Annotated in this window: 19 protein-coding genes; 16 read left to right on the forward strand and 3 right to left on the reverse strand. The window is 68.8% G+C overall.

From position 1 onward, the window contains the following. Positions 1-4 precede the first annotated feature (4 nt). The 10 genes from pdxT to ACTMO_RS0105380 all read left to right on the forward strand — a co-directional run bounded on the left by pdxT (position 5) and on the right by ACTMO_RS0105380 (position 11,301). Positions 5-715, forward strand: coding sequence for a pyridoxal 5'-phosphate synthase glutaminase subunit PdxT (pdxT, locus tag ACTMO_RS20375; protein WP_033401497.1), 711 nt, complete (start codon positions 5-7; stop codon positions 713-715). Next, positions 712-1,464 carry a YebC/PmpR family DNA-binding transcriptional regulator gene (locus tag ACTMO_RS0105340; protein ID WP_019853633.1) on the forward strand — a complete coding sequence of 251 codons (753 nt, stop codon included), beginning with the start codon at positions 712-714 and terminating at the stop codon, positions 1,462-1,464. The genes pdxT and ACTMO_RS0105340 overlap by 4 nt, the downstream gene beginning before the upstream one ends. Positions 1,465-1,673: 209 nt before the next feature. Then, positions 1,674-2,183 (forward strand): DUF4262 domain-containing protein, encoded by a 510-nt coding sequence (locus tag ACTMO_RS0105345; RefSeq protein ID WP_019853634.1) that lies wholly within the window; start codon positions 1,674-1,676, stop codon positions 2,181-2,183. Positions 2,184-2,354: 171 nt separating this feature from the next. Next, the gene (gene ruvC / locus ACTMO_RS0105350; RefSeq protein ID WP_019853635.1) at positions 2,355-2,942 is read left to right on the forward strand and encodes a crossover junction endodeoxyribonuclease RuvC; all 588 of its coding nucleotides are present in this window, start codon (positions 2,355-2,357) and stop codon (positions 2,940-2,942) included. Next, complete coding sequence (ruvA, locus tag ACTMO_RS0105355; RefSeq protein WP_019853636.1) at positions 2,939-3,586, forward strand: Holliday junction branch migration protein RuvA; 648 nt, start codon at positions 2,939-2,941, stop codon at positions 3,584-3,586. Before ruvC ends, ruvA begins: the two co-directional genes overlap by 4 nt. A 54-nt stretch (positions 3,587-3,640) precedes the next feature. Further along, a complete protein-coding gene (ruvB, locus tag ACTMO_RS0105360; protein ID WP_019853637.1) occupies positions 3,641-4,753 on the forward strand; it encodes a Holliday junction branch migration DNA helicase RuvB in 1,113 nt (370 codons plus the stop codon). 282 nt (positions 4,754-5,035) lie between these two features. Further along, positions 5,036-5,407 (forward strand): preprotein translocase subunit YajC, encoded by a 372-nt coding sequence (yajC, locus tag ACTMO_RS0105365; protein ID WP_019853638.1) that lies wholly within the window; start codon positions 5,036-5,038, stop codon positions 5,405-5,407. Positions 5,408-5,799: 392 nt separating this feature from the next. Next, a complete protein-coding gene (gene secD, locus ACTMO_RS0105370; RefSeq protein ID WP_019853639.1) occupies positions 5,800-7,506 on the forward strand; it encodes a protein translocase subunit SecD in 1,707 nt (568 codons plus the stop codon). Positions 7,507-7,509: 3 nt separating this feature from the next. Next, positions 7,510-8,718 carry a protein translocase subunit SecF gene (gene secF / locus ACTMO_RS0105375; RefSeq protein ID WP_019853640.1) on the forward strand — a complete coding sequence of 403 codons (1,209 nt, stop codon included), beginning with the start codon at positions 7,510-7,512 and terminating at the stop codon, positions 8,716-8,718. Positions 8,719-8,991: 273 nt separating this feature from the next. Beyond that, positions 8,992-11,301: a RelA/SpoT family protein gene (locus ACTMO_RS0105380; RefSeq protein WP_019853641.1), complete on the forward strand. Its 2,310-nt coding sequence runs from the start codon at positions 8,992-8,994 to the stop codon at positions 11,299-11,301. A 59-nt stretch (positions 11,302-11,360) separates the two neighbouring features. Here the strand turns inward: ACTMO_RS0105380 and ACTMO_RS0105385 are convergent, their stop codons facing one another. After that, positions 11,361-12,224 carry a peptidylprolyl isomerase gene (locus ACTMO_RS0105385; RefSeq protein ID WP_019853642.1) on the reverse strand — a complete coding sequence of 288 codons (864 nt, stop codon included), beginning with the start codon at positions 12,222-12,224 and terminating at the stop codon, positions 11,361-11,363. 415 nt (positions 12,225-12,639) lie between these two features. On the opposite strand from ACTMO_RS0105385, the gene ACTMO_RS0105390 reads away from it, so the two are divergent. Next, positions 12,640-13,323: an MBL fold metallo-hydrolase gene (locus ACTMO_RS0105390; protein ID WP_026448906.1), complete on the forward strand. Its 684-nt coding sequence runs from the start codon at positions 12,640-12,642 to the stop codon at positions 13,321-13,323. 106 nt (positions 13,324-13,429) lie between these two features. Continuing rightward, positions 13,430-14,065 carry a hypothetical protein gene (locus ACTMO_RS0105400; RefSeq protein WP_019853644.1) on the forward strand — a complete coding sequence of 212 codons (636 nt, stop codon included), beginning with the start codon at positions 13,430-13,432 and terminating at the stop codon, positions 14,063-14,065. A gap of 367 nt (positions 14,066-14,432) precedes the next feature. On the opposite strand, the gene ACTMO_RS20380 is transcribed toward ACTMO_RS0105400, so the two are convergent. Then, the gene (locus ACTMO_RS20380) at positions 14,433-15,839 is read right to left on the reverse strand and encodes a YibE/F family protein (protein WP_245556043.1); all 1,407 of its coding nucleotides are present in this window, start codon (positions 15,837-15,839) and stop codon (positions 14,433-14,435) included. Between the two features lie 499 nt (positions 15,840-16,338). Between ACTMO_RS20380 and ACTMO_RS20385 the strand changes: the two genes are divergently transcribed. Beyond that, on the forward strand, positions 16,339-17,094 hold the full coding sequence (locus ACTMO_RS20385) for an AfsR/SARP family transcriptional regulator (protein WP_245556045.1): 756 nt from the start codon (positions 16,339-16,341) through the stop codon (positions 17,092-17,094). Between the two features lie 50 nt (positions 17,095-17,144). Here the strand turns inward: ACTMO_RS20385 and ACTMO_RS20390 are convergent, their stop codons facing one another. Further along, positions 17,145-18,221 (reverse strand): hypothetical protein, encoded by a 1,077-nt coding sequence (locus tag ACTMO_RS20390; protein WP_019853647.1) that lies wholly within the window; start codon positions 18,219-18,221, stop codon positions 17,145-17,147. 322 nt (positions 18,222-18,543) lie between these two features. On the opposite strand from ACTMO_RS20390, the gene aspS reads away from it, so the two are divergent. The 3 genes from aspS (at position 18,544) to ACTMO_RS0105430 (ending at position 22,492) form a co-directional block, all read left to right on the forward strand. Next, on the forward strand, positions 18,544-20,370 hold the full coding sequence (gene aspS / locus ACTMO_RS0105420; protein WP_019853648.1) for an aspartate--tRNA ligase: 1,827 nt from the start codon (positions 18,544-18,546) through the stop codon (positions 20,368-20,370). A 240-nt stretch (positions 20,371-20,610) separates the two neighbouring features. Then, a complete protein-coding gene (locus ACTMO_RS0105425; protein WP_019853649.1) occupies positions 20,611-21,816 on the forward strand; it encodes a hypothetical protein in 1,206 nt (401 codons plus the stop codon). 250 nt (positions 21,817-22,066) lie between these two features. Then, a complete protein-coding gene (locus ACTMO_RS0105430) occupies positions 22,067-22,492 on the forward strand; it encodes a hypothetical protein (RefSeq protein ID WP_019853650.1) in 426 nt (141 codons plus the stop codon). Positions 22,493-22,508: the final 16 nt, after the last annotated feature.

Genomic DNA, 22,508 nt, shown 5'->3' on the forward strand with positions numbered 1-22,508 from the left:
AGATGTGAACCAAGCTCAACCGGTGGTGGGCGTACTCGCCCTGCAGGGGGACGTGGCCGAGCACCTCCAGGCGTTCGAACGTCTCGGGGTGCCGGCCCGCACCGTGCGCGGGCCGCGGGAACTCGCGGCGGTCGACGGGCTGGTGCTGCCCGGAGGCGAGTCGACGACGATGACCCGTCTGCTGGAGACCTTCGAACTCTTCGAACCGTTGCGGCAACGGCTGCGCGAGGGGATGCCGGCCTACGGTTCCTGCGCGGGCATGGTGCTGTTGGCCGACAGCGTGCTCGACGACCGCACCGACGTCGAGGGCGCTCCGGGAGTGCGGACGCTGGGAGCGCTGGACGTGGTGGTCCGGCGCAACGCCTTCGGACGCCAGGTCGACTCCTTCGAGGCCGAGCTGGACGTCGCCGGGATCGAGGGTCCCCCGATGCACGCCGTGTTCATCCGCGCCCCCATCGTGGAGAAGACCGGTGCTGACGTCGCGGTGTTGGCCGAGGTGCGGGGACGCCCGGTGCGCGGGTCGGCCGAGGGCGACGGAACGGGTACCATCGTCGCCGTTCGCCAGGGTCCGGTACTCGCTACGGCGTTTCATCCGGAGCTGGCCAACGGTGACGATCGTGTGCACCGTCTGTTCGTGCGAATGATCCGTGACAACGACGACGGACGTGCCCGCGAGGCCACTCCGGCAAGAGCAGAGACCACGGAGGAGAGATGAGCGGCCACTCCAAGTGGGCCACGACCAAGCACAAGAAGGCCGCCCTCGACGCCAAGCGCGGTAAGCTTTTCGCGAAGCTGATCAAGAACATCGAGGTCGCCGCGCGCATGGGCGGAGGGGACCCGGAGGCCAACCCGACCCTGTACGACGCCATCCAGAAGGCGCGCAAGTCCTCGGTCCCCCAGGACAACATCGAGCGCGCCCGCAAGCGCGGTGCCGGTGAGGAAGCCGGTGGCGCCGACTGGCAGACGATCATGTACGAGGGTTACGCCCCCAACGGGGTGGCGGTGCTGATCGAGTGCCTGACCGACAACCGCAACCGCGCCGCCAGCGAGGTGCGGGCCACCATGAACCGGCACGGCGGTTCCATGGCCGACGCCGGATCGGTGTCCTACCTGTTCAACCGGCGCGGTGTCGTGCTGCTGCCCAAGAACGGGCTGAGCGAGGAGGACGTGCTCGGGGCCGTGCTGGAGGCCGGTGCCGAGGAGATCGAGGACCTCGGGGAGCAGTACGAGGTGCTGTGCGATCCCGGGGACCTCGTTCCGGTGCGGAAGGCGTTGCAGGCGGCGGGCTTCGAGTACGACTCGGCCGAACCGAGTTTCCTCCCCTCGGTCAACGTTCCGCTGGACAGCGAGGGCGCGCGCAAGGTCTTCAAGCTGATCGACGCGCTCGAGGACTGCGACGACGTGCAGAACGTGTACTCGAACTTCGACGTCAGCGACGAGGTCATGGAACAGGCCTCGGCCTGAGCGCGCCGCGGACGGGGACTTTCGGGCTTGTTCCCCCGGCCGGAGGTCCCCGCCGTGCCGCTTCGAGCGCGCTCGCGCCTCAGGCGGAGAAGCCGATCTCCCCTCCGGAGTCCTCGCCCGGTGGACTAGGCTGTTCGTCGACGCCGCGTGGACAGACACCCGTGGTGTCGTGAGGCCCGTGATCCGACGGAAGGGGCGGAAAGGACGCGATGACCGTCACTCCGGACGCGCCCGACCAGATGCGGGACCGGCTGCTGCGCACCGCCGAACGGCACGGTGCCGCCGTCGTGCACGTCGACGAGGAGGAACAGCACCCGCCGTACGCGTTCTCCGCCGGAGTCTGGCGCCGCTTCGGCAAGCCCGAGGTGGTGGTGATCGGCCTTCCCCCGGAGGTCGCGCACGCCGTGGTGAACACCTACACCGCCAGGGCCGCACGGGGGGAACGTTTCGTCCCGGGACGGCTCTACGAGGGGTTTCTGGCCGAACAGCCGGTGACCTTCGAACGGGTCTGCGGGGCACACTACCCGCAGTACCTCGGCAGCGCGGTGCTGCTGCACGACGGGGACGACTTCCCCGCCCTGCAGATGGTGCTGCCCGAGCCCCGTACCGGGCTGTTGCCCTGGTCCGAGGGAGCCTCGGAGGAGTTCCGGGAGTACCAGCCGGTGCTGACCGACTCGGGGCTGCCGGAGAGCTGGACCCCCGGGGTCGACGGGGCCTGATCCGGACGAGTGTCTCCCCGGCGGAAGACGGTGAACGCGGTGCCGGAAGGCCTCCCGCCGCTCCGTCCTGCCGGGCCTCGCGGATGAGGCCGTGTCGGCCGTGTCCGGGTCCGCGCGGAACCGATAGGATTCGAACGTCTGTTCACCACGGCGGCGCGGGAGGATGACGGGGTGCGTGTACTGGGAGTCGACCCGGGGCTGACCCGCTGCGGCATCGGTGTCGTCGAGGGGGGACACCGGCGGGGAGTGCGGTGCCTGGGGGTCGGCGTCGTGCGCAGCCCGGTCGAGGAGGAACTGCCGCGGCGACTGCTCACCATCGGTGACGGGGTGGAGCAGTGGATCCACGAACACCGCCCCGACGTGGTGGCGATCGAACGGGTGTTCAGTCAGCACAACGTGCGTTCGGTCATGGGGACCGCCCAGGTTTCCGGGGTGGTGGCCCTGGCCGCCGCGCGCAGGGACATCCCGGTGGCCTTCCACACGCCCAGCTCGGTCAAGGCGGCCATCAGCGGCTCCGGTCGGGCGGACAAGCGTCAGGTGACCGCCATGGTGAGCAAGGTGCTCGGGCTGAGCACACCCCCCAAACCCGCCGACGCGGCCGACGCGCTGGCCCTGGCACTGTGCCATCTGTGGCGGGCCCCGATGACCGACAGGCTGGCCGAGGCCGAACAACGGGCCGCGAGCCTGGCCCGTAACCATCGGCAGCGGTTGCGCCGCGCCGTTCGTGATTCGTCCGGGACGGGAGGAAACCAGCAATGATCGCTTCGGTCCGGGGCGAGGTGCTGTCCGTGGGCCTGGACCACGTCGTGGTCGAGGTGGGAGGCGTCGGCATGGCCGTCCACGCCACCCCCGCGACACTGGGAGGACTGCGACGGGGGGAACAGGCCAGGCTGGCCACCTCCCTGGTGGTGCGCGAGGACTCGCTCACCCTCTACGGGTTCGCCGACGCCCAGGCCCGTGACCTGTTCACGCTGTTGCAGACGGCCTCCGGGGTCGGTCCCCGGCTGGCTCTGGCCGCTCTGGCCGTGCTCGAACCGGACCAACTGCGCACCGCGCTGGCCGAGGGCGACATCGGTGTGCTCACCCGGGTTCCCGGCATCGGTCGGAAGAACGCGGAGCGGCTGACCCTGGAACTGCGGGACAAGGTCAACGCGCTGCCCGCCCCGGACGGCGCCGCCGAGTTCGAGGCCTCGGCCGCCTCCGCCACGGCCGGAGCCACCGCCGGGCCGTCCCCGGCCACGGCACGACTGCGTTCCGAGGTGAGCGAGGCACTGGTCGGGCTCGGTTTCTCGGCCAAGCAGGCCGAGCAGAGCGTGAACACGGTGTTGGCCGAGGCGGGCGAGCACCCCCCGGACACCTCCACCCTGTTGCGCAGGGCACTGGCCACGCTCGGGCCCACCTAGCGCGGTCGCTGCGACACTCGGTGGCAAGGCGGCGACGAGGCTTCGAGGAGTGCCATGCACGAGGACGAGTGGGGCGAGCCCGGGGGAGGAGCCCCGTCGGAGGAACACCGTGACCGTCACGAGCTGTCCCCGCACCAGGGCAGCGGGGAGCAGGAGATCGAGGCGAGTCTGCGTCCCCGCAAACTCGACGACTTCGTGGGCCAACCCCGGGTGCGGGAGCAGCTCCAGCTCGTGCTGCACGGCGCGCTCGGGCGGGGGGAACAGCCCGACCACGTGCTGTTCGCGGGACCACCCGGCCTGGGCAAGACCAGTCTGGCGATGATCCTGGCCTCCGAGCTGTCCGCCTCGATCCGGGTGACCTCGGGCCCGGCGTTGGAACGACCGGGTGACCTGGCCGCGATGCTGTCCAACCTCACCGCGGGGGACGTGCTGTTCATCGACGAGATCCACCGCATGGCCCGGCCCGCCGAGGAGATGCTCTACCTCGCCATGGAGGACTACCGGGTGGACGTGGTCGTCGGCAAGGGCCCGGGGGCCACGAGCATCCCACTGGACATAGCCCCCTTCACCCTCGTGGGCGCGACCACACGCTCCGGTTCGCTCACCGGACCGCTGCGGGACCGTTTCGGGTTCACCGCCCACATGGAGTTCTACGACTCGTCCGAGCTGAGCGAGGTCATCCGCCGGTCGGCCCGCATCCTCGGGGTGGACCTGCGCGAGGACGGTGCCGAGGAGATCTCCCGCCGCTGTCGGGGCACCCCCCGCATCGCCAACCGGCTGCTGCGCCGCGTCCGGGACTACGCCGAGGTGCGCTCGGACGGCGCGGTCACCCGGGAGGTGGCCCGTGCGGCCCTGGAGGTCTACGACGTGGACGAGCTGGGTCTGGACCGGCTGGACCGCGCGGTGCTCGGGGCGCTGGCCCGGTTCTTCAACGGGGGACCGGTGGGGATCTCCACCCTGGCCGTGGCGGTGGGGGAGGAGCAGACCACCATCGAGGAGGTCTGCGAGCCGTACCTGGTGCGGGTGGGCATGTTGGCCCGCACCCCACGGGGGAGAGTGGCCACAGCCGCCGCCTGGCGTCATCTCGGTCTGGTTCCACCGGAGAACGCCGTGGGCGCGGGAACCGGTGTCGTCGTCGACACCGAGCCGAGCCTGTTCGAGGAGTGAGCACGAGCGCGGTCCTCCCGCGAGGGCAGCCGAGGCTCGCCGGAGTGTTCCGCCTCACGTTTCGTCGCCCGGATCGGCCCTCCAGGCCGTCCCACGAGGACCCCCGAAGCTGTGCGCTGGGACACAGCTCGACTCTCTCCGTGAGACCGGGTTGGCGCGTTTCACCGCAGGTGAGCCTGGCACACTGGGGGAGGCACATTCGAACGAGCCGGACGCCGGTGGTGCACGGCCCCGCTGTCGCGGTCGCCGCGCTGTCCGGGACACGTCCGTGGACGGAGCGAGATGGAAGGCCTGATTTTCCCGATTCTGCTCGTCGGAATCGCCGCGCTGCTGTTCTTCCAGATGCGCAGACAGCGCAAGGTCATGAACGAGCAGCAGAAGCTGCAGAACTCCCTGGAGGTCGGTGACCGGGTCATGACGACCTCGGGAGTGTTCGGCACCGTCGTGAGGACCCAGGACGACTCCGTCGACCTCGAGATCGCCGACGGAGTGGTCACCACCTGGCTGCGCCAGGCCATCCGCGAGCGGGTCGAGAGCGGGTCCTCGGAGGACGCCGACGAGGACTCCGAGGACTCCGAACCGGCGGGTGAGCCCGCCGCGGAGAGTTCCGAGGAGCGGGAGACCGCCGACTCCGAGACCCAGAAGACGGGCTGAGCTCCGTCCGGAGCCGCCGCACCAACGACAGGGCGTGTCCGGGAGACTCCGGTCTCCCGGGGTGCGGGCCCCTGGACCGGTGGCGGATTCTCGCCACCGGCGTGTTCCGGTGTGCCCGGTGCGAACACGCCGGATTCCGCGCGGGCCGGTGTTCCCGCCCGCCGGAGGCCGTCGATCACGGTGGCCAATCCGGAGTCGTGCGGATATGTTCCGGTTGGCCCCTCCCTGCGGTGGGGTCCCGAGCGTGACCTGTCAAACTGAACAGTCGAACAGGGCCGCCGCTCGGTGACCGTGCGCCGCCCCGGGTCGTTCTGCCCGGCGCGGGCCTCGGCGGGCCCTGACACGACTGCTGGACCTTCGGCACCGACCTCGGACGAGGAGACAGACCTAACGTGGCACCTCCACGCGGGCAGATCCGGCCGGCGCGTTACCTGCTGGCCTTCGTGGCGATTCTGCTGGGCATATACAGTCTGGTGTTCTTCACCGGCGACCGTAAGCCCACCCCGGAGCTGGGAATCGACCTACAGGGTGGTACCCGGGTCACGCTGACGGCCCGCACTCCCAACGGTGAGCCGCCGAGCGACGAGTCGTTGAAGCAGGCCCGTCAGATCATCGAGCAGCGGGTGAACGGCCTCGGGGTGAGTGGTTCCGAGGTCACCATCGACGGGACGAACCTGGTCATCACGGTTCCGGGCAAGGACGGCGAGCAGGCCAAACGCCTCGGGCAGACGGCGAAGCTGAACCTGCGCAAGGTCAACCAGGTCGTTCCCGCCTCCGTGACCCAGGGCAACATGCCGGGCAGCCAGGGCGGCCAGGGCGAGCAGCAGGGAACCCCCTCCGAGGGCGCGGACGGCGGCGAGGACCAGCAGAACCCCGCCGACACCACTCCGCAGGCCGCGGCCCAGCAGGAGCCCGCGCAGCAGTCCGAACAGCCCGCCCAGAACGACGGCGGGGACGAACGGAGCAGGGCCGAACGCATCCGGCAGGCCAAGGAACTGCGGCAGAGCGAGGACCCCGCCGTGCAGCGGCAGGCCCTGATGACGCTGGACTGCGACGCCCCGGACCCGCTGCGCGGCAACGCCGACCCGAAGCGCCCGCTGGTCACCTGCGGTGAGGACGGGCAGAACAAGTACATCCTCGACCCGGTACTGATCCAGGGAACCGAGATCAGCGACGCGAACGCCGCCCCGCCGGGGCAGCGCAAGACGCAGTGGACCGTGAACCTGGACTTCAAGCCGCAGGGCGGCAAGACCTGGGCGGACTTCACCTCCAAGAACGTCGGTCAGCAGGTCGCCTTCGTGCTGGACACCCAGGTGGTCTCGGCCCCCTCGATCAACAGCCCGATCGTGGGCGGCCAGACGGAGATCCAGGGGGACTTCGACCAGGAGCGGGCCGAGAACCTGGCCAACACGCTCAAGTACGGTTCCCTGCCGCTGGCCTTCGACCAGTCCACCGCCGAGACGGTCTCGCCCACCCTGGGCATCGCCTCCCTGGAGGCGGCCCTGCTCGCGGGCGGCATCGGACTGATCCTGGTCGCGGTCTACTGCCTGTTCTACTACCGCCTGCTGGGCATCCTGACCATCCTCTCGTTGATACTGTCCGGGGCGGTCGTCTACGGCGTGCTCGTGCTGTTCGGGAGGTGGATCGGCTTCACCCTCGACCTTCCGGGCATGGCCGGTTTCATCATCGCGATCGGCATCACCGCGGACTCGTTCATCGTGTTCTTCGAACGGCTCAAGGACGAGATCCGCGAGGGCAGGACGTTCCGCTCGGCGGTGCCGCGTTCCTGGGCGCGGGCACGCCGCACCATCCTGTCCGCCGACGCGGTCAGCTTCCTGGCGGCCGGTGTGCTGTACCTGCTCGCGGTCGGCCAGGTGAAGGGCTTCGCCTTCACGCTCGGGATGTCGACGGTGCTGGACCTGATCGTCGTCTTCCTGGTCACCCACCCGTTGGTGGCCCTGGCATCCCGCAGCAAGTTCCTCTCCCGTCCCGGTGTCACCGGCCTCGGTGCCGTCCAGCGGATGGGTGAGCGCGCCAGGAGGCAGCGGCAGGGCAACCGGCAGCAGAGTGCCGCGGGCGGCACTCCGAAGGAGGCGTGAGGCGTGGACACCACCAGGAACAACGGGAACGCCCCCGCCGCGGGCGGCAGGGGAGTGCTGCAACGTCTCTACACCGGTACCGGGGCGTTCGACATCGTCGGCAAGCGCAAGTACTGGTACGTGATCCTCGGCCTGCTGATGCTGGTCTCGGCGGCCTCCATCGGGATCAAGGGCTTTAACCTCAGCATCGAGTTCGAGGGCGGCACCAACATCTCGATGCCCGCCCAGGGAGCCTCCGGGCAGATCAGCACCGAGCAGGCCGAACGGACCGTCCGGGACACGCTCGGCAACGATCCCTCCTCGGTACAGCTGGTGGGCAGCGGAGCCTCCCAGACGGTGCAGATCAGCACCGAGAAACTCGACGTGGAGGAACTCGCGGAGGTGAAGTCCGCCCTCTACGAGGACCTGCGCCCGCTCGGGGCGGACGGGCAACCCAGCCCCGAGGCCATCAGTGACAGCGCCGTCAGCGGAACCTGGGGCGACGAGATCACCAGACAGGCGCTGATCGCGTTGGCGGTGTTCCTCGTGCTGGTGACCGTGTTCCTGGCGTTCTACTTCGAACGCTGGATGGCCGTGGGGGCGCTGGTCGCGTTGATCCACGACGTGCTCGTCACCGCCGGGATCTACTCGCTGGTCGGCTTCGAGGTCAGCCCGAGCACGGTCATCGGATTGCTGACCATCCTCGGTTTCTCGCTCTACGACACGGTCGTGGTCTTCGACAAGGTCAAGGAGAACACCTCCGGGCTGTTGAGTGTGACTCGGCGCACCTATCCGGAGGCGGCGAACCTCGCCGTGAACCAGTCGCTGATGCGTTCGATCAACACCTCGATCATCGCGTTGCTGCCCGTGTTGGGCCTGCTGTTCGTCGGTGCCGGGTTGCTCGGCGTGGGCGTGCTTCGGGACCTCGCCCTGGTACAGGGAGTCGGCATGCTCGCCGGGGTGCTCTCGTCCATCCTGCTGGCCACCCCGCTGCTGGTCGACCTGAAGATGCGCGAGTCCGCCTACCGCGCCCACGAACGGAAGGTGTTGCAGCGCAGGCGCCACCGTTCCGGTGAGGACGAGGTCGAGGAGAACCCGGCCGGGCGGTCGGACACCTCCCCCGAGTCCGACCGCATGGCGGGCGCCGGGGCCGTGAACGGATCCGGTCGTGCCGCCACGGGGCGGCCCTCCGGCAAGGCCGAACGGCGCGGGGCCGCCCGCCGGAGGCGCTGAGCGAGCACGCTCTGACCGCGTGGCGGCCGGAGTCCGTGGGGCTCCGGCCGCCGCCACACCGGAGCGGCTTCCCGCCGACCGGTTCCGCCGATCGGCGGCCGGTCGTTCACGGAGCCCGGCGACCGCCCGGCGCGGCACGGGACCGGTGGGGAAGGGTGCCCGGGGCTGGTGGCGTTATGCTCGATGTCCGGGTCATGCATGGGCACCGCGGGTGTACCGTGAACGGAGAATGGACCCGGGGCGAGTGGATCCTCGAGTACCCGGGAGCGTGCTGTGAGCCAAGAAGTCGAGTCTCCTGCGACCGAGTCCGCCGCGCAGCGTTCGGCCTCGGCCACCAGGCGTGTGCGCGCGCGGCTGGCCCGGCGTATCACCGCGCAGCGGCCCACCCAGGTCAAACAGGTCCTCGAACCGCTGGCCTCGGTCCACCGGGAGTTGCACCCCCAGGCCGACCTGGGGCAGTTGCAGCACGCCTACGACGTGGCCGAGGAGAAGCACAGCGACCAGCAGCGCAAGTCCGGGGACCCCTACATCACCCATCCGCTGGCCGTGGCCACCATCCTCGCCGAGCTGGGGATGGACACCACCACGCTCATGGCGGCCCTGCTGCACGACACGGTCGAGGACACCGGTTACCCGCTGGAGCAGTTGCGCGCCGACTTCGGGGAGGAGGTCGCGCACCTGGTCGACGGGGTGACCAAGCTGGACAAGGTCAAGCTGGGCACCGCGGCCGAGGCCGAGACCATCCGCAAGATGGTCATCGCCATGGCGCGGGACCCGCGGGTCGTGGTGATCAAGCTGGCCGACCGGCTGCACAACATGCGGACCATGCGTTTCCTGCCGCCGGAGAAACAGGTGCGCAAGGCGCGGGAGACACTGGAGGTGCTCGCCCCGCTGGCGCACCGCCTGGGCATGGCCACCATCAAGTGGGAGCTGGAGGACCTGGCCTTCGCCATCCTGCAACCCAAGAAGTACGACGAGATCGTGCGGCTGGTGGCCAACAGGGCTCCCTCCAGGGACACCTACCTGCGCAAGGTGGTCGACGAGATCTCGGCGAACCTCGACGCCGCCCGGTTGTCGGCGAAGGTGGAGGGCAGGCCGAAGCACTACTACTCGATCCACCAGAAGATGATCGTGCGGGGCCGGGACTTCGACGACATCCACGATCTGGTCGGTGTGCGGATCCTGGTGGACCAGGTGCGGGACTGTTACGCCGCCATGGGGGTGGTGCACGCGCTGTGGCAGCCGATGCCCGGCAGGTTCAAGGACTACATCGCCCAGCCCAAGTTCGGGGTCTACCAGTCGTTGCACACCACGGTGGTCGGGCCGGAGGGCAAACCGCTGGAGGTGCAGATCCGCACCGAGGAGATGCACCGCACAGCCGAGTACGGCATCGCCGCGCACTGGCGTTACAAGGAGACCCGCGGGCGCAACAGGGGCAGCGCGGGGGTCGAGATCGACGAGATGGCCTGGATGCGCCAGCTGCTGGACTGGCAGCGGGAGGCCGCCGACCCGGGTGAGTTCCTGGAGTCACTGCGTTACGACCTCAACACCCGGGAGATCTTCGTGTTCACCCCGAAAGGGGATGTGATCACGCTGCCCGCCGGGTCCACACCGGTGGACTTCGCCTATGCGGTACACACCGAGGTGGGACACCGGTGCATCGGCTCCCGGGTGAACGGCAGACTGGTCGCCCTGGAGCGCAAGCTGGAGAACGGCGAGGTCGTCGAGATCTTCACCTCCAAGGCCGAGGGCTCCGGGCCCAGCAGGGACTGGCTGTCCTTCGTCGCCTCGCCCCGCGCCAAGACCAAGATCAAGCAGTGGTTCGCCAAGGAACGCCGTGAGGAGGCGATCGAGTCCGGCAAGCAGGCCATCGCCAAGGAACTGCGCAGGCTCGGGCTGCCGGTCCAGCGGCTGGTCTCGGCGGACTCCATCGGTTCGGTGGCCAAGGAACTGCACTACACGGACGTCACCGCGCTCTACGCGGCCGTCGGCGAGCGCCAGGTCTCCGCCCATCACGTGGTGCAGCGGCTGGTCGCCTCGCTGGGTGGGGTGGAGCAGGCCGAGGACGAGATCGCCGAACGTTCCACCCCCTCCACCGTCCAGCAGCAGCGCCGCAGCTCCGGGGACTCCGGGGTCCGTGTGGAGGGCGCCAACGCCGGTGACGTGTGGGCCAAGCTGGCGCGCTGCTGCACCCCGGTTCCCGGCGACGAGATCCTGGGCTTCGTGACCAGAGGCGGAGGGGTCAGCGTGCACCGCACCGACTGCAACAACGCCGCCGACCTGCGCGGCAAGCCCGAGCGTTTGGTGGACGTCCACTGGGCCCCCTCGAACTCCTCGGTGTTCCTGGTGGCGATCCAGGTGGAGGCACTGGACCGGCACCGGCTGTTGTCGGACGTGACGAAGGTGCTGGCCGACGAGAAGGTCAACATCCTGTCCGCCTCGGTGACCACCTCCAAGGACCGGGTCGCGGTCAGCCGGTTCTCCTTCGAGATGGGCGACCCCAAGCACCTGGGGCACGTGCTCAAGGCGGTGCGCAACATCGAGGGGGTCTACGACGTGTACCGCATGACCTCGGCCTCCTGAACCGCGCCCACGAGGACGGCGGGACACGGAGGATTCCCGTGTCCCGCCGTTCCCGTGTCTCAGGAGGAGATCCGCACGTCGGTGAAGGTGATCTCCTTGTTCGGTGCTCCGCCGCCCACGGTGGGGAAGGAGTTGTCGTGCCCGGCCCGGGCGACCTCGTCGACCACCTTCAGCCCCTCGTCGGAGACGGTGCCGAACACCGTGTAGTCCGGGCTCAGCGGTGCCTCGCCGTAGACGAGGAAGAACTGGCTGCCGTTGGTGTTCTTCTTACCCGAGTTGGCCATGGCCAGGTAGCCACGTCCGTACTCGATGCCGGAGGCGATCTCGTCGTCGAACTGGTAGCCGGGTCCGCCCTTGCCGGTGCCGGTGGGATCGCCACACTGCAGCATCTGCAACCCCTCGGTGGACAGCCGGTGGCAGGGGGAGTCGTCGTAGAAGTCGGCCTCGGCGAGGTGGACGAAGCTGTTGACCGTGCACGGTGCCAGGGAGCGGTCCAGGGTGACCGGTATGTCGCCGAGGTTCGTCTCGATCGTGGCCTCCAGACTCCCCTTCGCGCTGACCTCCCCGTCCTGCGGGGGCTCCACCGGTTCGGCCGGTTCCCCGGTGGAGCGGTACTCGCAGGAGACCCGCGCGGGAAGCGGTTCCTGCCGGGAGGGAGCGGGGGCACGCTCACTGGGGATGGAGATCTCCGTGTTCTGCGGCCCACTGGTGGGGGAACCGGTTTCCGAGGGCGTTCCCGCCGCGTCGGACCGGCCACCGTCCATCCTGGTCAGGAAGTAGACCCCCACCACGGCGGCGATCACCACCACGATGGTGGCCGTGACCGCGGCGGTGCGGCGTCTGCGTGCCTGCTCCTCCTGACGGGCGAGCTTGCGTTCGAGCTTGCTCTTGGCCGCTTGGCGGCGTTCTTCGTTGCTGGACACCTGTTCCCACTCCGTGCTCGGGGTCGTTCGGTCGAGAAGTCCCCGGTGCGGCGACTTGCAGGCGGCCGGTGCCGGTGGGTGGGGTGTTCCCACACAGCCGGTGGACCGACCGGGACGTATCCCGGCCGTTGCCCCTCCGCGTGGTTCCGGCCTCGCGCCCGTGCGAACGACCTTGGGGTCCCTCGCCCGAGGCGTGCACCGGGCGCGTCGGAACCGGATCACCGTCTCCGCGGGGAGGGGACATCCCGGGATCACGCCTTCGGGCGAGTGTAGAACGGGCCGGTGTGCGAGAACCGTGAGACCGCACGGCTAGGGTGGGAGTACTGGAGTGAGCCGGGTGGCGCGTGGCCGGGGCAGGCCGTGCGCGGGCTCCCGGTCGCACGCTCGTACCCGAACAGAAGGGGAGAAGCACTCCGTGCTTGTTGTTGGTTTCCCGGTCGGACAGCTCCAGGCGAACTGCTATGTGCTGGCTCCGGAGAGGAACGGGCCCTGTGTGGTGGTGGACCCCGGACAGGACGCCGTCGAGGCCGTGCGCAGCCATCTGGACCAGCACGGACTCACCCCGGAGGGGGTGCTGCTCACCCACGGGCATTTCGACCACGTCTTCTCGGCGGGGGTGCTGTGCGGTGCCTACGGGATCCCGGCCTGGATCCATTCCGAGGACGCGTACATGATCGGTGACCCCGGGGCCGCGCTGGGACCCGAGGGACGGCAGCTCTTCGAGGGCGTGTCCGTGACGGTGCCCCACGAACTGCGTGACCTGCGGGGTGCGACGACCCTCGAGATCGCGGGGATTCGTTTCACGGTGCACCACGCCCCCGGGCACACGGAGGGCTCGGTGCTCTTCGAGACCGCCACGGAGGAGGGCGGGCGGCTGCTGCTCACCGGGGACACGTTGTTCGCCGGGGCGATCGGCCGCACCGACCTGCCCGGAGGGGACCACGAGAAGATACTGCGGACGCTGAGTTCGCGGGTGTTGTCCCTGGACGACGAGACCGCGGTGCTGCCCGGGCACGGGCCCACCACGACCGTCGGACGTGAGCGTGCCGCTAACCCGTTCCTGCGGGATCTGGGCGTTCCCGGCGGGACGGCGGACTGATACACCTGATCAGGGGAGCGATGAGGACGACGGAGCCGGTCACGGAGCAGTGGTGGGACGTGGCCCCGGAGGAGGTTGTCGACCGGGTGCGGGCGGTGCTGGCGTGATGAGTGAGCAACGGGTGGTTTCGCTGGATCTGCTCGACCGTGCTGTCGTGCGCAGGCGCGCGACCAGCGTCGTGGTCGTCGCTGTGGTGGTCGGGGCCGCTGTGGGCGGAATCGTCGGGTTGTTCGCGGGACCTCCGGGGTTTCTGGTCTCCTTCGCCGTGCTGGCGGTGCCGCTGTCGCTGATGGCGTTCGGGGAGGCCCGCAAGACCTACTGGCTGGACGGCACCCAGGTGGCCGCGCGGGCTTTCGGGACCCGCAGGGTGGACCTGGCACGGGCCACTCGGCTGGACGTGCTCGTCACCGACGTCCGTGGGGCACGCACGATCAGTCTGCTCGTGGCAGGACCGCCGAAGAACAAGGCGTTGAACGTGGCCCTGGCGATGTACGCCGGGACCGGGGGTAGGGAACTCGGTGTCTACGAGCTGCGTCGTCTGGCCGACACCTTGGCCGGCACCGGGGACACGCGGGCACTGGTGTTGTCCGAGCTGCTGGTGGCCCAGCTCAAGTCCGAGGCTCGGGGGGACGGCGCCGCCGATCGTCCACTCCACCGGCTCGCCGCGCTGGCTCCCTCGGGGAGGTTGGCCCGTCGTTTGTCGAACGAGGACGTGGCCAGGTTCGTGGCGACCCTCGACTGAGGGGAGCGGTTCCGGGTGCGGGGCGGGTGGGGAGGATGGTTTCCCGAGCCGCGCCCCGAGGCGGAGACGTCACCCCCGAGAAGCACCGTTTCACCTCAACGAGTAATTGTCACTCCCCGGCTCTTTTCGTATTCTTTCGATCGCGGGTGGCTCTCTTCTCGGCGTTGGGAGGTTCGCGAAAGAGTATTCTCGGTTTTCTCGACAGTGTCGCTCCTTTGTCGAACGGATTCTCTTCTCCGTTGCCTCCGGAGGGGAGGTGGTAACTCTTCCGGGGTTCTTCCGATCGTGTCGTGAGATCGGTTTCTGCCCGGGCCGCTTCCGGCCCGGGCAGTTGCCGTGGCCGGAGTGACTTTTCCGGTCGGGCGGGTCACCGCCCGCCCACGCGGAGGGGAGGGCGGTTCCCCTTCTCCGGATCGGTACGGAACGGGGAGGCGGCTCCTGGTCCCGCGAATCCGGCTCCGGTAGCGCGTGTCGCGCCGCGCCGTGCCCCGTTCCTGACCAGCGTGACCACGCGTGTTCCCGAGGGTTCTTCGTCTTCGGCAGGGGTGCCGCTCCGCTTCTCCCCGCGCACGATCAGCGCGGCGATCGCCGTCGTCAACGGGACAGCGGCGATGAGCCCCAGGCTTCCGACCAGGGTGCGGACCACCTCCTGGGCCACGTCCTGGGTGGTGACGATGTCGGTGAACGGGTTTCCGGACAGGCTGTAGGTCAGCAGCAGCGGCAGGGCCGTACCGGCGTAGGCGAGCACCAGGGTGTTCACCGAGGAGGCGACATGGTCCCGTCCGATCCGGAGTGCCGAGGAGTACAGTTCCTTTCCCCGCAGGGAGGGGTTGGCCCGGTGCAGCTCCCACACCGCGCTGGCCTGGGTGACCGTGACGTCGTCGAGCACCCCCAGGGCACCGATGACCACTCCGGCCAGCAGCAGTCCGCGTGCGTCGATGTCGTGGCCCAGCGCCCCGATCAGCGCGGAGGTGGAGTCGTCCAGGCCGGTCAGTCGGGTCAGTCCCGCGAACACGGCACTGAGGGTCCCGATCAGGGTGAGGCTGGTGAGGGTTCCCAGCACCGCCGTGGAGGTGCGGGCCGAGAGACCGTGCGTGAGGTACAGCGTGCAGAACATGATCAACCCGGCGCCCACGACGGCCACGGACAGGGGGTTTCGCCCCGCCAGGATGCTCGGGAGTACGAATCCGGCGAGGATCACGAAAGCCACGCCCAGTGCCGCCAGCGAGGCCAGTCCCTTCCACCGCCCCAGGGCGAGCACGGCACCGACGAACAGCGCGCAGAGCAGCAGCATCCAGGGGCCGCGTTGGTAGTCCACGATCTGGTAGGAGCTTCCCCGTCGCGGCGCGGTCCCCGAGTAGGCCAGCACGACCTCGTCCCCCACGTCGAACTCGGGAGTGGTGGGTTCCCGGGGGACGGTCTGTTCGACGGTGTCACCCGCGGCGGGGCCGTTGTCCAGTTCCACCCGCAGCCGCAGACACTGCCCGGCGCCACCGGGCGGGTTCCCGGCCCCGTCCGTGGTACCGCACGGCCCGGTCTCCGCCCGCAGGATCGTTCCGTCCACGGGGGTGCGGGCGAAACCACTCGGCGCGGTGCTCTCCGGTGATTCGCCGAAGGGGTGCAGGAGCACCGCCCCGATCACCGCCGCGAGCACGAAGGGGCTCAGTACCGCGCCCAGCAGTTTTCTGGTGCGGGGTGAGGCCGGTGCCGTGTCGTGTCCGTGTCCGTGGCCGTGCTGGTGTGGTGTCGCTGCGGCACTGTGATCGTCGGGCACCGAATCATGGTAGGGGTGGTTTCCCACGGGTGGGGTTCGGTAGGGCCGTCGGAACATCCCCGGAGCGGAATCCCCACCGGGCTGATGGTCCGACCAGCGTCCCGAGGTTTCCGCCCCGATGACGAATTGTTCCGCGCACTGGTGCGGTTCCGAAGTCACCCGTCGCGGCTCGCCGCGAGAAACCTTTCGACGAATAAGGGTTTCCTGTCGTGCCCCGGCGCGAGGAAAACCGTCCTAAATGTATTCTGGAATATTCCCTCCTTTTTCACTCTTTCGGGCTATAGGGTTCATTGCGAGATTCCCTTAATATCCGACGTGCAGACTCGAAGTGGTCCGATGATTTTGTCCGGCGTCTGCGCGGGCGGAATTCGGGAAAATTCCGAAGTGCTGGGCCGGTGTGCTTTTCGGTGGTGTGTGCCGGGCCTCTTCGTTTCCCGGAGTCCCGGGAAAATATCATAGTGCTGTTTTCCTGCGGGAGGTTTCCGTGATCCGTTTCCGGGTGCTTGGGGTTGTGTGCGTCTGCGACTCCGTGGGAGAACAGGCGGAGATATCCGGGGACATCCGACGAACCCTGCTGGCGCTGCTGCTGCTCAACGCGGGCAAGGTCGTCCCCCGCGAGCGGCTCGAGGAGGAACTCTGGCCGGAAGGGCTACCCCAACGGGGAGCCAACGCCCTGCAGGCGCACGTGGCCCGTCTGCGCCGCGACCTGGACCGGATTCTCGGCCCGGAACGGGGCGGACGCCGCATCACGACCAGCCGGTTGGGGTATTCGCTGGACCTCGAGCCGGAGGAACTCGACCTGCTCGTCTTCGAGTCCCTGCGGGGGGAGTCACGCGAGATCGCCGATTCCGATCCTGCGGCGGCCAGCGACATGCTGCGCCGGGGACTCGATCTCTGGCGCGGGCCCGCACTGGCCGACGTGCGGGAACGGAGTCCACGGCTGTACGCCGCCGCGGTGCAGGCCGAGGAGTACCACACCCTGGCGATGGAGGACTTCATCGCGCTCAACATCAGGCTGGGCAACTACGACGAGGTCATCGGTCGGTTGAAGGCGCTGACCACGCAGTATCCCCACCGGGAACGGCTGTTCGAGCAGTTGATCCTGGCGCTCGGCCGGACGGGACGGCGGGTGGAGGCCGCCGACGTCTTCCGCCGAATCCGCGGGGAGATGGTGGCGGAGTTCGGAATCGAGCCCTCCTCCGCCCTGAACCGCACCGTTCAGGAGGTCCTCGATGGTGATCGCGGTGGTTCCTGAGCCAACCCGCGAGCCGGGACGCCGGGAGAACTCCGGGCCCGTGACGCCTGTCAGCACAGGCCGGAACCGAGTTCCGAACCGGAGCGGTGTGCCTGTTGCGGAAGGAGCATGGCCGGAACGGACATTCCGCTGCGGGCCGGTTCCCAACGGACACAGAACGCCCCGGATCCGAAGTCGAGAGCCACGGTGTGGGTGTGTCCCCGCGAGTCCAGCGACAGGGGTTTGGGAGGATCCAGTTCGGACCCGTCCGAACGGGTGGAGAAACTCTCGCAGTAGAGCGGCGGATTGTCCGGGTCGAAACGGAGTTCGACGAGGTACTCCCGCACCGGGAGTCGGAACCTACGCGAGTAGGTGTGGTCCTGGTCGGTGCCGACGAGCCCGTTCGGGCCGTGGCTGATCTCGTACTCCAACAGCGCGGTCTCGCCCTTCTCCAACGCGCGGTCGAACAGCAGTTCGGCCGCGATCACCCCACTCCGGTGGTCGGACAGCGCCTGCCCCAGCGTGCAGCCCTTCATCGCGCGGATACTCGGTGGCGAGATGTCGGTGCCCGAGTTGTCGAACACCGTCACCCAGCGGTCCACCCCGTTGCGTTCGGCGCGGACGAGCTGGCGCACCCGCAGGCCGCGCTGTTTGCCGGCTCCGTCTATGTCGAGCACGTCGTGTTGACTCAGACGTGTCAGGTGCCCGTCGGCGCTGGTGTCGAGCCGGCTGAGCATACCGGCAGCCGAGGCGTTGTCGGACCACAGGCTCGTCAGGGGCGGTGCGGTGGACTCGCCCCTGCTTCTGCCGCGCGGTTTCGGCGGACCGAGCAGGGCGGAGAGCGCTCCGTCCGGGACTCCCAGCACGTCCTCCAGTTCCCGCAACGCGGCCAGGGAGTCGGGACGTTCGGGGCGACGTCGTCCGGACTGCCAGTAACTCAACGCGGTGATGCTCACCGGGGTCCCCCGGGAGCGCAGTCTGTGCTGGATGCGTTCCAGGCTGAGTCTGCTCGAGCGGATGGCGGCCCGGAGAGCGACATCGAAAGGACCTGTGCGCAGCAGTTTCGCCAGTTCGAAAGAGAGGTGGCGATGTTCCTGTCCGATCGCCGGAGATGGCGTGGAAGGTGTTCGTGTGCGGGGAACGACCATGACCACTCCTCGTGCTGACCAACCTTGTGCGTGACGCTAATTGTCCCGATCACGTACGTGCAACGAGATTGCGGGAAATAGACGTCCTCGAAGAATGTCGTCTTCCCGTGGGGCGGTGGAACTCCGTCCGGGACGTCACGGCGGTGTTTCGCGCAGCCGCTTTCTCCGTGCGGTGTCCCCTGGTCGGTGTGCGCCCGCTCGCTGTCGGGGGAACGAACGGTGTGCGAAACCTGCTGCAGAGTGGGTGCTCCCCGTTGGCTAACCTGGGAAGGTCCTCGCCGCACGACGGCCAGCAGTCCTACCGAAGAGGAGATCAACACCCGTGATGCGCACGCACGAGGCCGGCTCGCTTCGCGCCGACCACGCAGGGCAGTCCGTCACCCTGGCGGGATGGGTGGCGCGTCGCCGGGATCACGGAGGGGTGATCTTCATCGATCTGCGTGACGCCTCCGGCGTCGCACAGGTGGTGTTCCGCGAGGGGGAGATGGCCGAGCGGGCCCACCGGTTGCGTGCCGAGTTCTGCGTACGACTCACGGGTGAGGTGGTGCTCCGTCCCGAGGGCAACGAGAACCCGGAGATCCCCACGGGCACGATCGAGGTGACCGCGACCGACCTGGAGGTGCTCTCGGAGTCGGCCCCGCTGCCCTTCCCGCTGGACGAGCATCTGGAGGTCGGCGAGGAAGTGCGGCTGCGGCACCGGTATCTGGACCTGCGGCGTGCGGAGCCCGCGCGCGCGATCCGGATGCGCAGCGAGGCCAACCGGATCGCCCGTGAGGTGCTGCACCGGCGGAACTTCGTCGAGGTGGAGACCCCCACGATGACCCGCTCCACCCCGGAGGGGGCGCGGGACTTTCTGATTCCGGCCCGGCTGCAGCCGGGAAGCTGGTACGCGCTGCCGCAGTCCCCCCAGCTGTTCAAGCAACTGCTGATGGTCGGTGGGCTGGAGCGCTACTTCCAGATCGCCCGTTGCTATCGCGACGAGGACTTCCGTGCCGACCGTCAGCCCGAGTTCACCCAGCTCGACATCGAGATGAGCTTCGTCGACGCCGAGGACGTGATCGAGGTCAGCGAGCGCGTCGTGGCGGCGTTGTGGAGCGAGCTGGCCGGCTACGAGATCCCCACTCCCATCCCCCGGCTGAGTTACCACGAGGCGATGTCCCGGTACGGCACGGACAAGCCCGACCTGCGTTTCGGCGTGGAGCTGACCGATCTCACCGAGTACTTCGCCAACACTCCCTTCCGGGTGTTCCAGGCCCCCTACGTCGGGGCCGTGGTGATGCCCGGTGGGGCCGACCAGCCGCGTCGTCGGTTGGACGCCTGGCAGGACTGGGCGAAGCAGCGTGGGGCGAAGGGACTGGCCTACGTCCTCGTGGGCTCGGACGGCACGCTCTCCGGGCCGGTGGCCAAGAACCTCTCGGAGGAGGAGCGCGAGGGGCTGGCCAAGGCGGTGGGAGCCGCTGCCGGGGACTGCGTGTTCTTCGCCGCGGGCAGCCCCGCCGCCTCCCGGGCGCTGCTCGGGGCGGTGCGCCTGGAGATCGCCGAGATGTGTGACCTGATCGACCGGCGTGCGTGGTCGTTCGTCTGGATCGTCGACGCCCCGATGTTCGAGCCGGTCGAGGACAGCGACGACGTGGCGGTGGGAAGTGGCGGGTTCACCGCCGTGCACCACCCCTTCACCGCTCCGGAACCCGAGTGGGCCGACAGTTTCGACCAGCACCCCGGTGAGGCGCTGGCCAGTGCCTACGACCTCGTGTGCAACGGCAACGAGATCGGCGGGGGATCGATCCGTATCCACCGTTGGGAGATGCAGCAGCGCGTCTTCGAGGTGCTGGGCATCTCCCGGGAGCAGGCACAGGAGAAGTTCGGCTTCCTGCTGGAGGCCTTCCGTTACGGCCCGCCCCCGCACGGTGGTGTCGCGTTCGGGTGGGACCGGATCTGCATGTTGCTGACCGGGGCCGAGTCGTTGCGTGACGTCATCGCGTTCCCGAAGAGCGGTGGTGGTTTCGACCCGCTCACCGGAGCTCCCGCGCCGATCACCGCCGAGCAGCGGCGTGAGGCCGGTGTGGACGCCACACCCGCCAAGCGCTCCGCGCGAGGGGGCGAGAGCGCGAGCAACGGCGGCGCCGACCGGGAGGCCGCCACGCAGTGACCCCGGCGGAGGATCGGATTCGGTAACGGTTCCATAACGCGATGCATCCCGGCGGTCGTGGTGCGTCGTCGTCCCGGTGCCACCCGACGGTGGGACGGGTTGCCGATCCGCCGTCACCCGCGTAACGGTGGAGGGTGGTCGTGTTCTCGGGGCGGTACGAGATCGACTCCCCTAACCGGGGGACAACTTGACCGGTCAGGCCCGTGGAAAAACGGGCGGTGGCGGTAGGGTCTGGAGACGATGAGCGTGGAAATCACCACCGGTCCGCCGGAGGTTCGCGTGCCCGCTAGCGCGGAGGTCACCGACACGATCGGCACTGCCGAGGCCGTGCTCACCCGGAGAACGGGAGCATCCGTCCGGCTCGCCGATCCGGAGGATCTGGGGGGAAGTGGCCGCTCGGTCGTCATGCGGGTACGGGTCGCGGAAACGCCCTTCGAACTGCCGCGCACCCTCGTGCTCAAACACTACGGGGCACCCCCGGAGGAGGGGTACTCCGACCCCTTCGCCCACGAGGCGGCCAGCTGCCAGCTGGCCACAGCCCTGCCTCGGGAACTGCGTGTGGGACCGGAACTGATCGCCCAGGACACCGAACGGCGACTGCTCGTGCTCGAGGACCTGGGCAGAGGAGCCACCCTGGCCGACGTGCTCTTCTCGGACGACCCGAAGTCCGCGGAGCGGTCCATGCTCGCCTGGGCCCGAGCCCTCGGAAGGCTGCACACCTCCATGGCCGGTCGGGAGGCCGACTTCGACGCCCTGATGCGCAGGTTGGGGGCGGAGTCGTGGACCGATCCCGTCGCCGCGGACATCCGGCGTTCACTGACGGAGCTGCCCGAGCTGCTGGAGCAGACACTGGGAGTCTCCACTCCGGAGTCGGTGCGGCGGGTGCTGGCAACGGCCTCCGGGCTGCTGGGGGCCACCAGGTACCGTTCGTTCAGCCCTTCGGACATCTGCCCGGACAACAGTCTGGTCACCGGAAACGGGGTGCGTTTCCTCGACTTCGAGTGGGCCTGTGTCCGTGACGTGGCCCTGGACGCGGCCTATCTGCGGTTTCCCTTCCCGTCCTCGTGGTGCTCCTACGCCATGCCGGACGAGCTGGTGGGGAACATGCTGGCCACGTGGCGGGCCGAGGTCGTGGAGGTCTGGCCGGAACTGGACGACGACGCCGTGTTGCTGCCCAGGTTGCTGGAGGCGCAGCTGCTCTGGGTCTGGGTCTCCACCTGGTGGTTCCTGCCGCGCAGCGGACAGTTGGACGCGCCCATAGACGCCCACATGCCCTCTCCGCGGCGCAGTACCGCGCTGGCGGATCGGTGGCGCCGCCTCGGGGAACAGGCGTCCACGGCCGGAGTGTCCGAGGTGGCAGAGCTCTCCGAGCGCATGGTGGCCGCGTTGCTCGAACGTTTCGGTTCCGGAGTACTGGAACTGCGCCCCTACCCCGCTTTCCGCTGATCCGTTCGCCACGGCGCGACGCACCACGAACCGCTGTTCGGCTCGAATCGCGAGCAGCGGTTCGGACGCTGTCGGCGGAAGAAGGTCCGGTTATCGAAACGTGATATGATACACGATTTTCGCGAGGGCTTTTCCGCTGCGGTGGAAGAATTTTCGGTTCGCCCGACAAGAAGAGTCCGCGCTGCGTTTCATACCTTTTTGGGCTACCGTGAGTTCACCCGCGTGCAACATTTCTCCGGTAGTATGTGGAGTGTCGACGTATCCGAAGTCGACGACGATCACCTGTTCGTTCACGGGGGTGACAGTGAGCACCAGGGCCGGCGCGGTGCTGCGGACAGTGCTGTTCCTGTCGTTCGTGGTGTTTCTGGTCGTGTTCTCCCCCGTGCACGCGGCCGGGGTGTCCGGCCATCCGGGCAGGTCGGTTTCCACCGAACACAAGACCGAACACGGTGCTCCCGGTGAGAAGGAGAAACTCCGTAAACGTCCCGGGATCCTCCTTCGAGGGACCGAGCGGCGGAGTGTCCGGGTGCCGGAGGGCGGAACCGGACGGAAGCGGGTGACCGCCGAACACGTTGATTCGGCTGTGCGCGCGGGAGATCCCCGCGCCGTGGGGAGCACGGGTGGTTTGTGCGAAGCCGCCCACTCCCAGTCCAGACTTCAGGTCTATCGCCGGTGATGGATCTGCCGGTCCG

Origin of the sequence: Actinopolyspora mortivallis DSM 44261 (assembly GCF_000384035.1) — a bacterium.
GTDB classification, from domain to species: domain Bacteria; phylum Actinomycetota; class Actinomycetes; order Mycobacteriales; family Pseudonocardiaceae; genus Actinopolyspora; species Actinopolyspora mortivallis.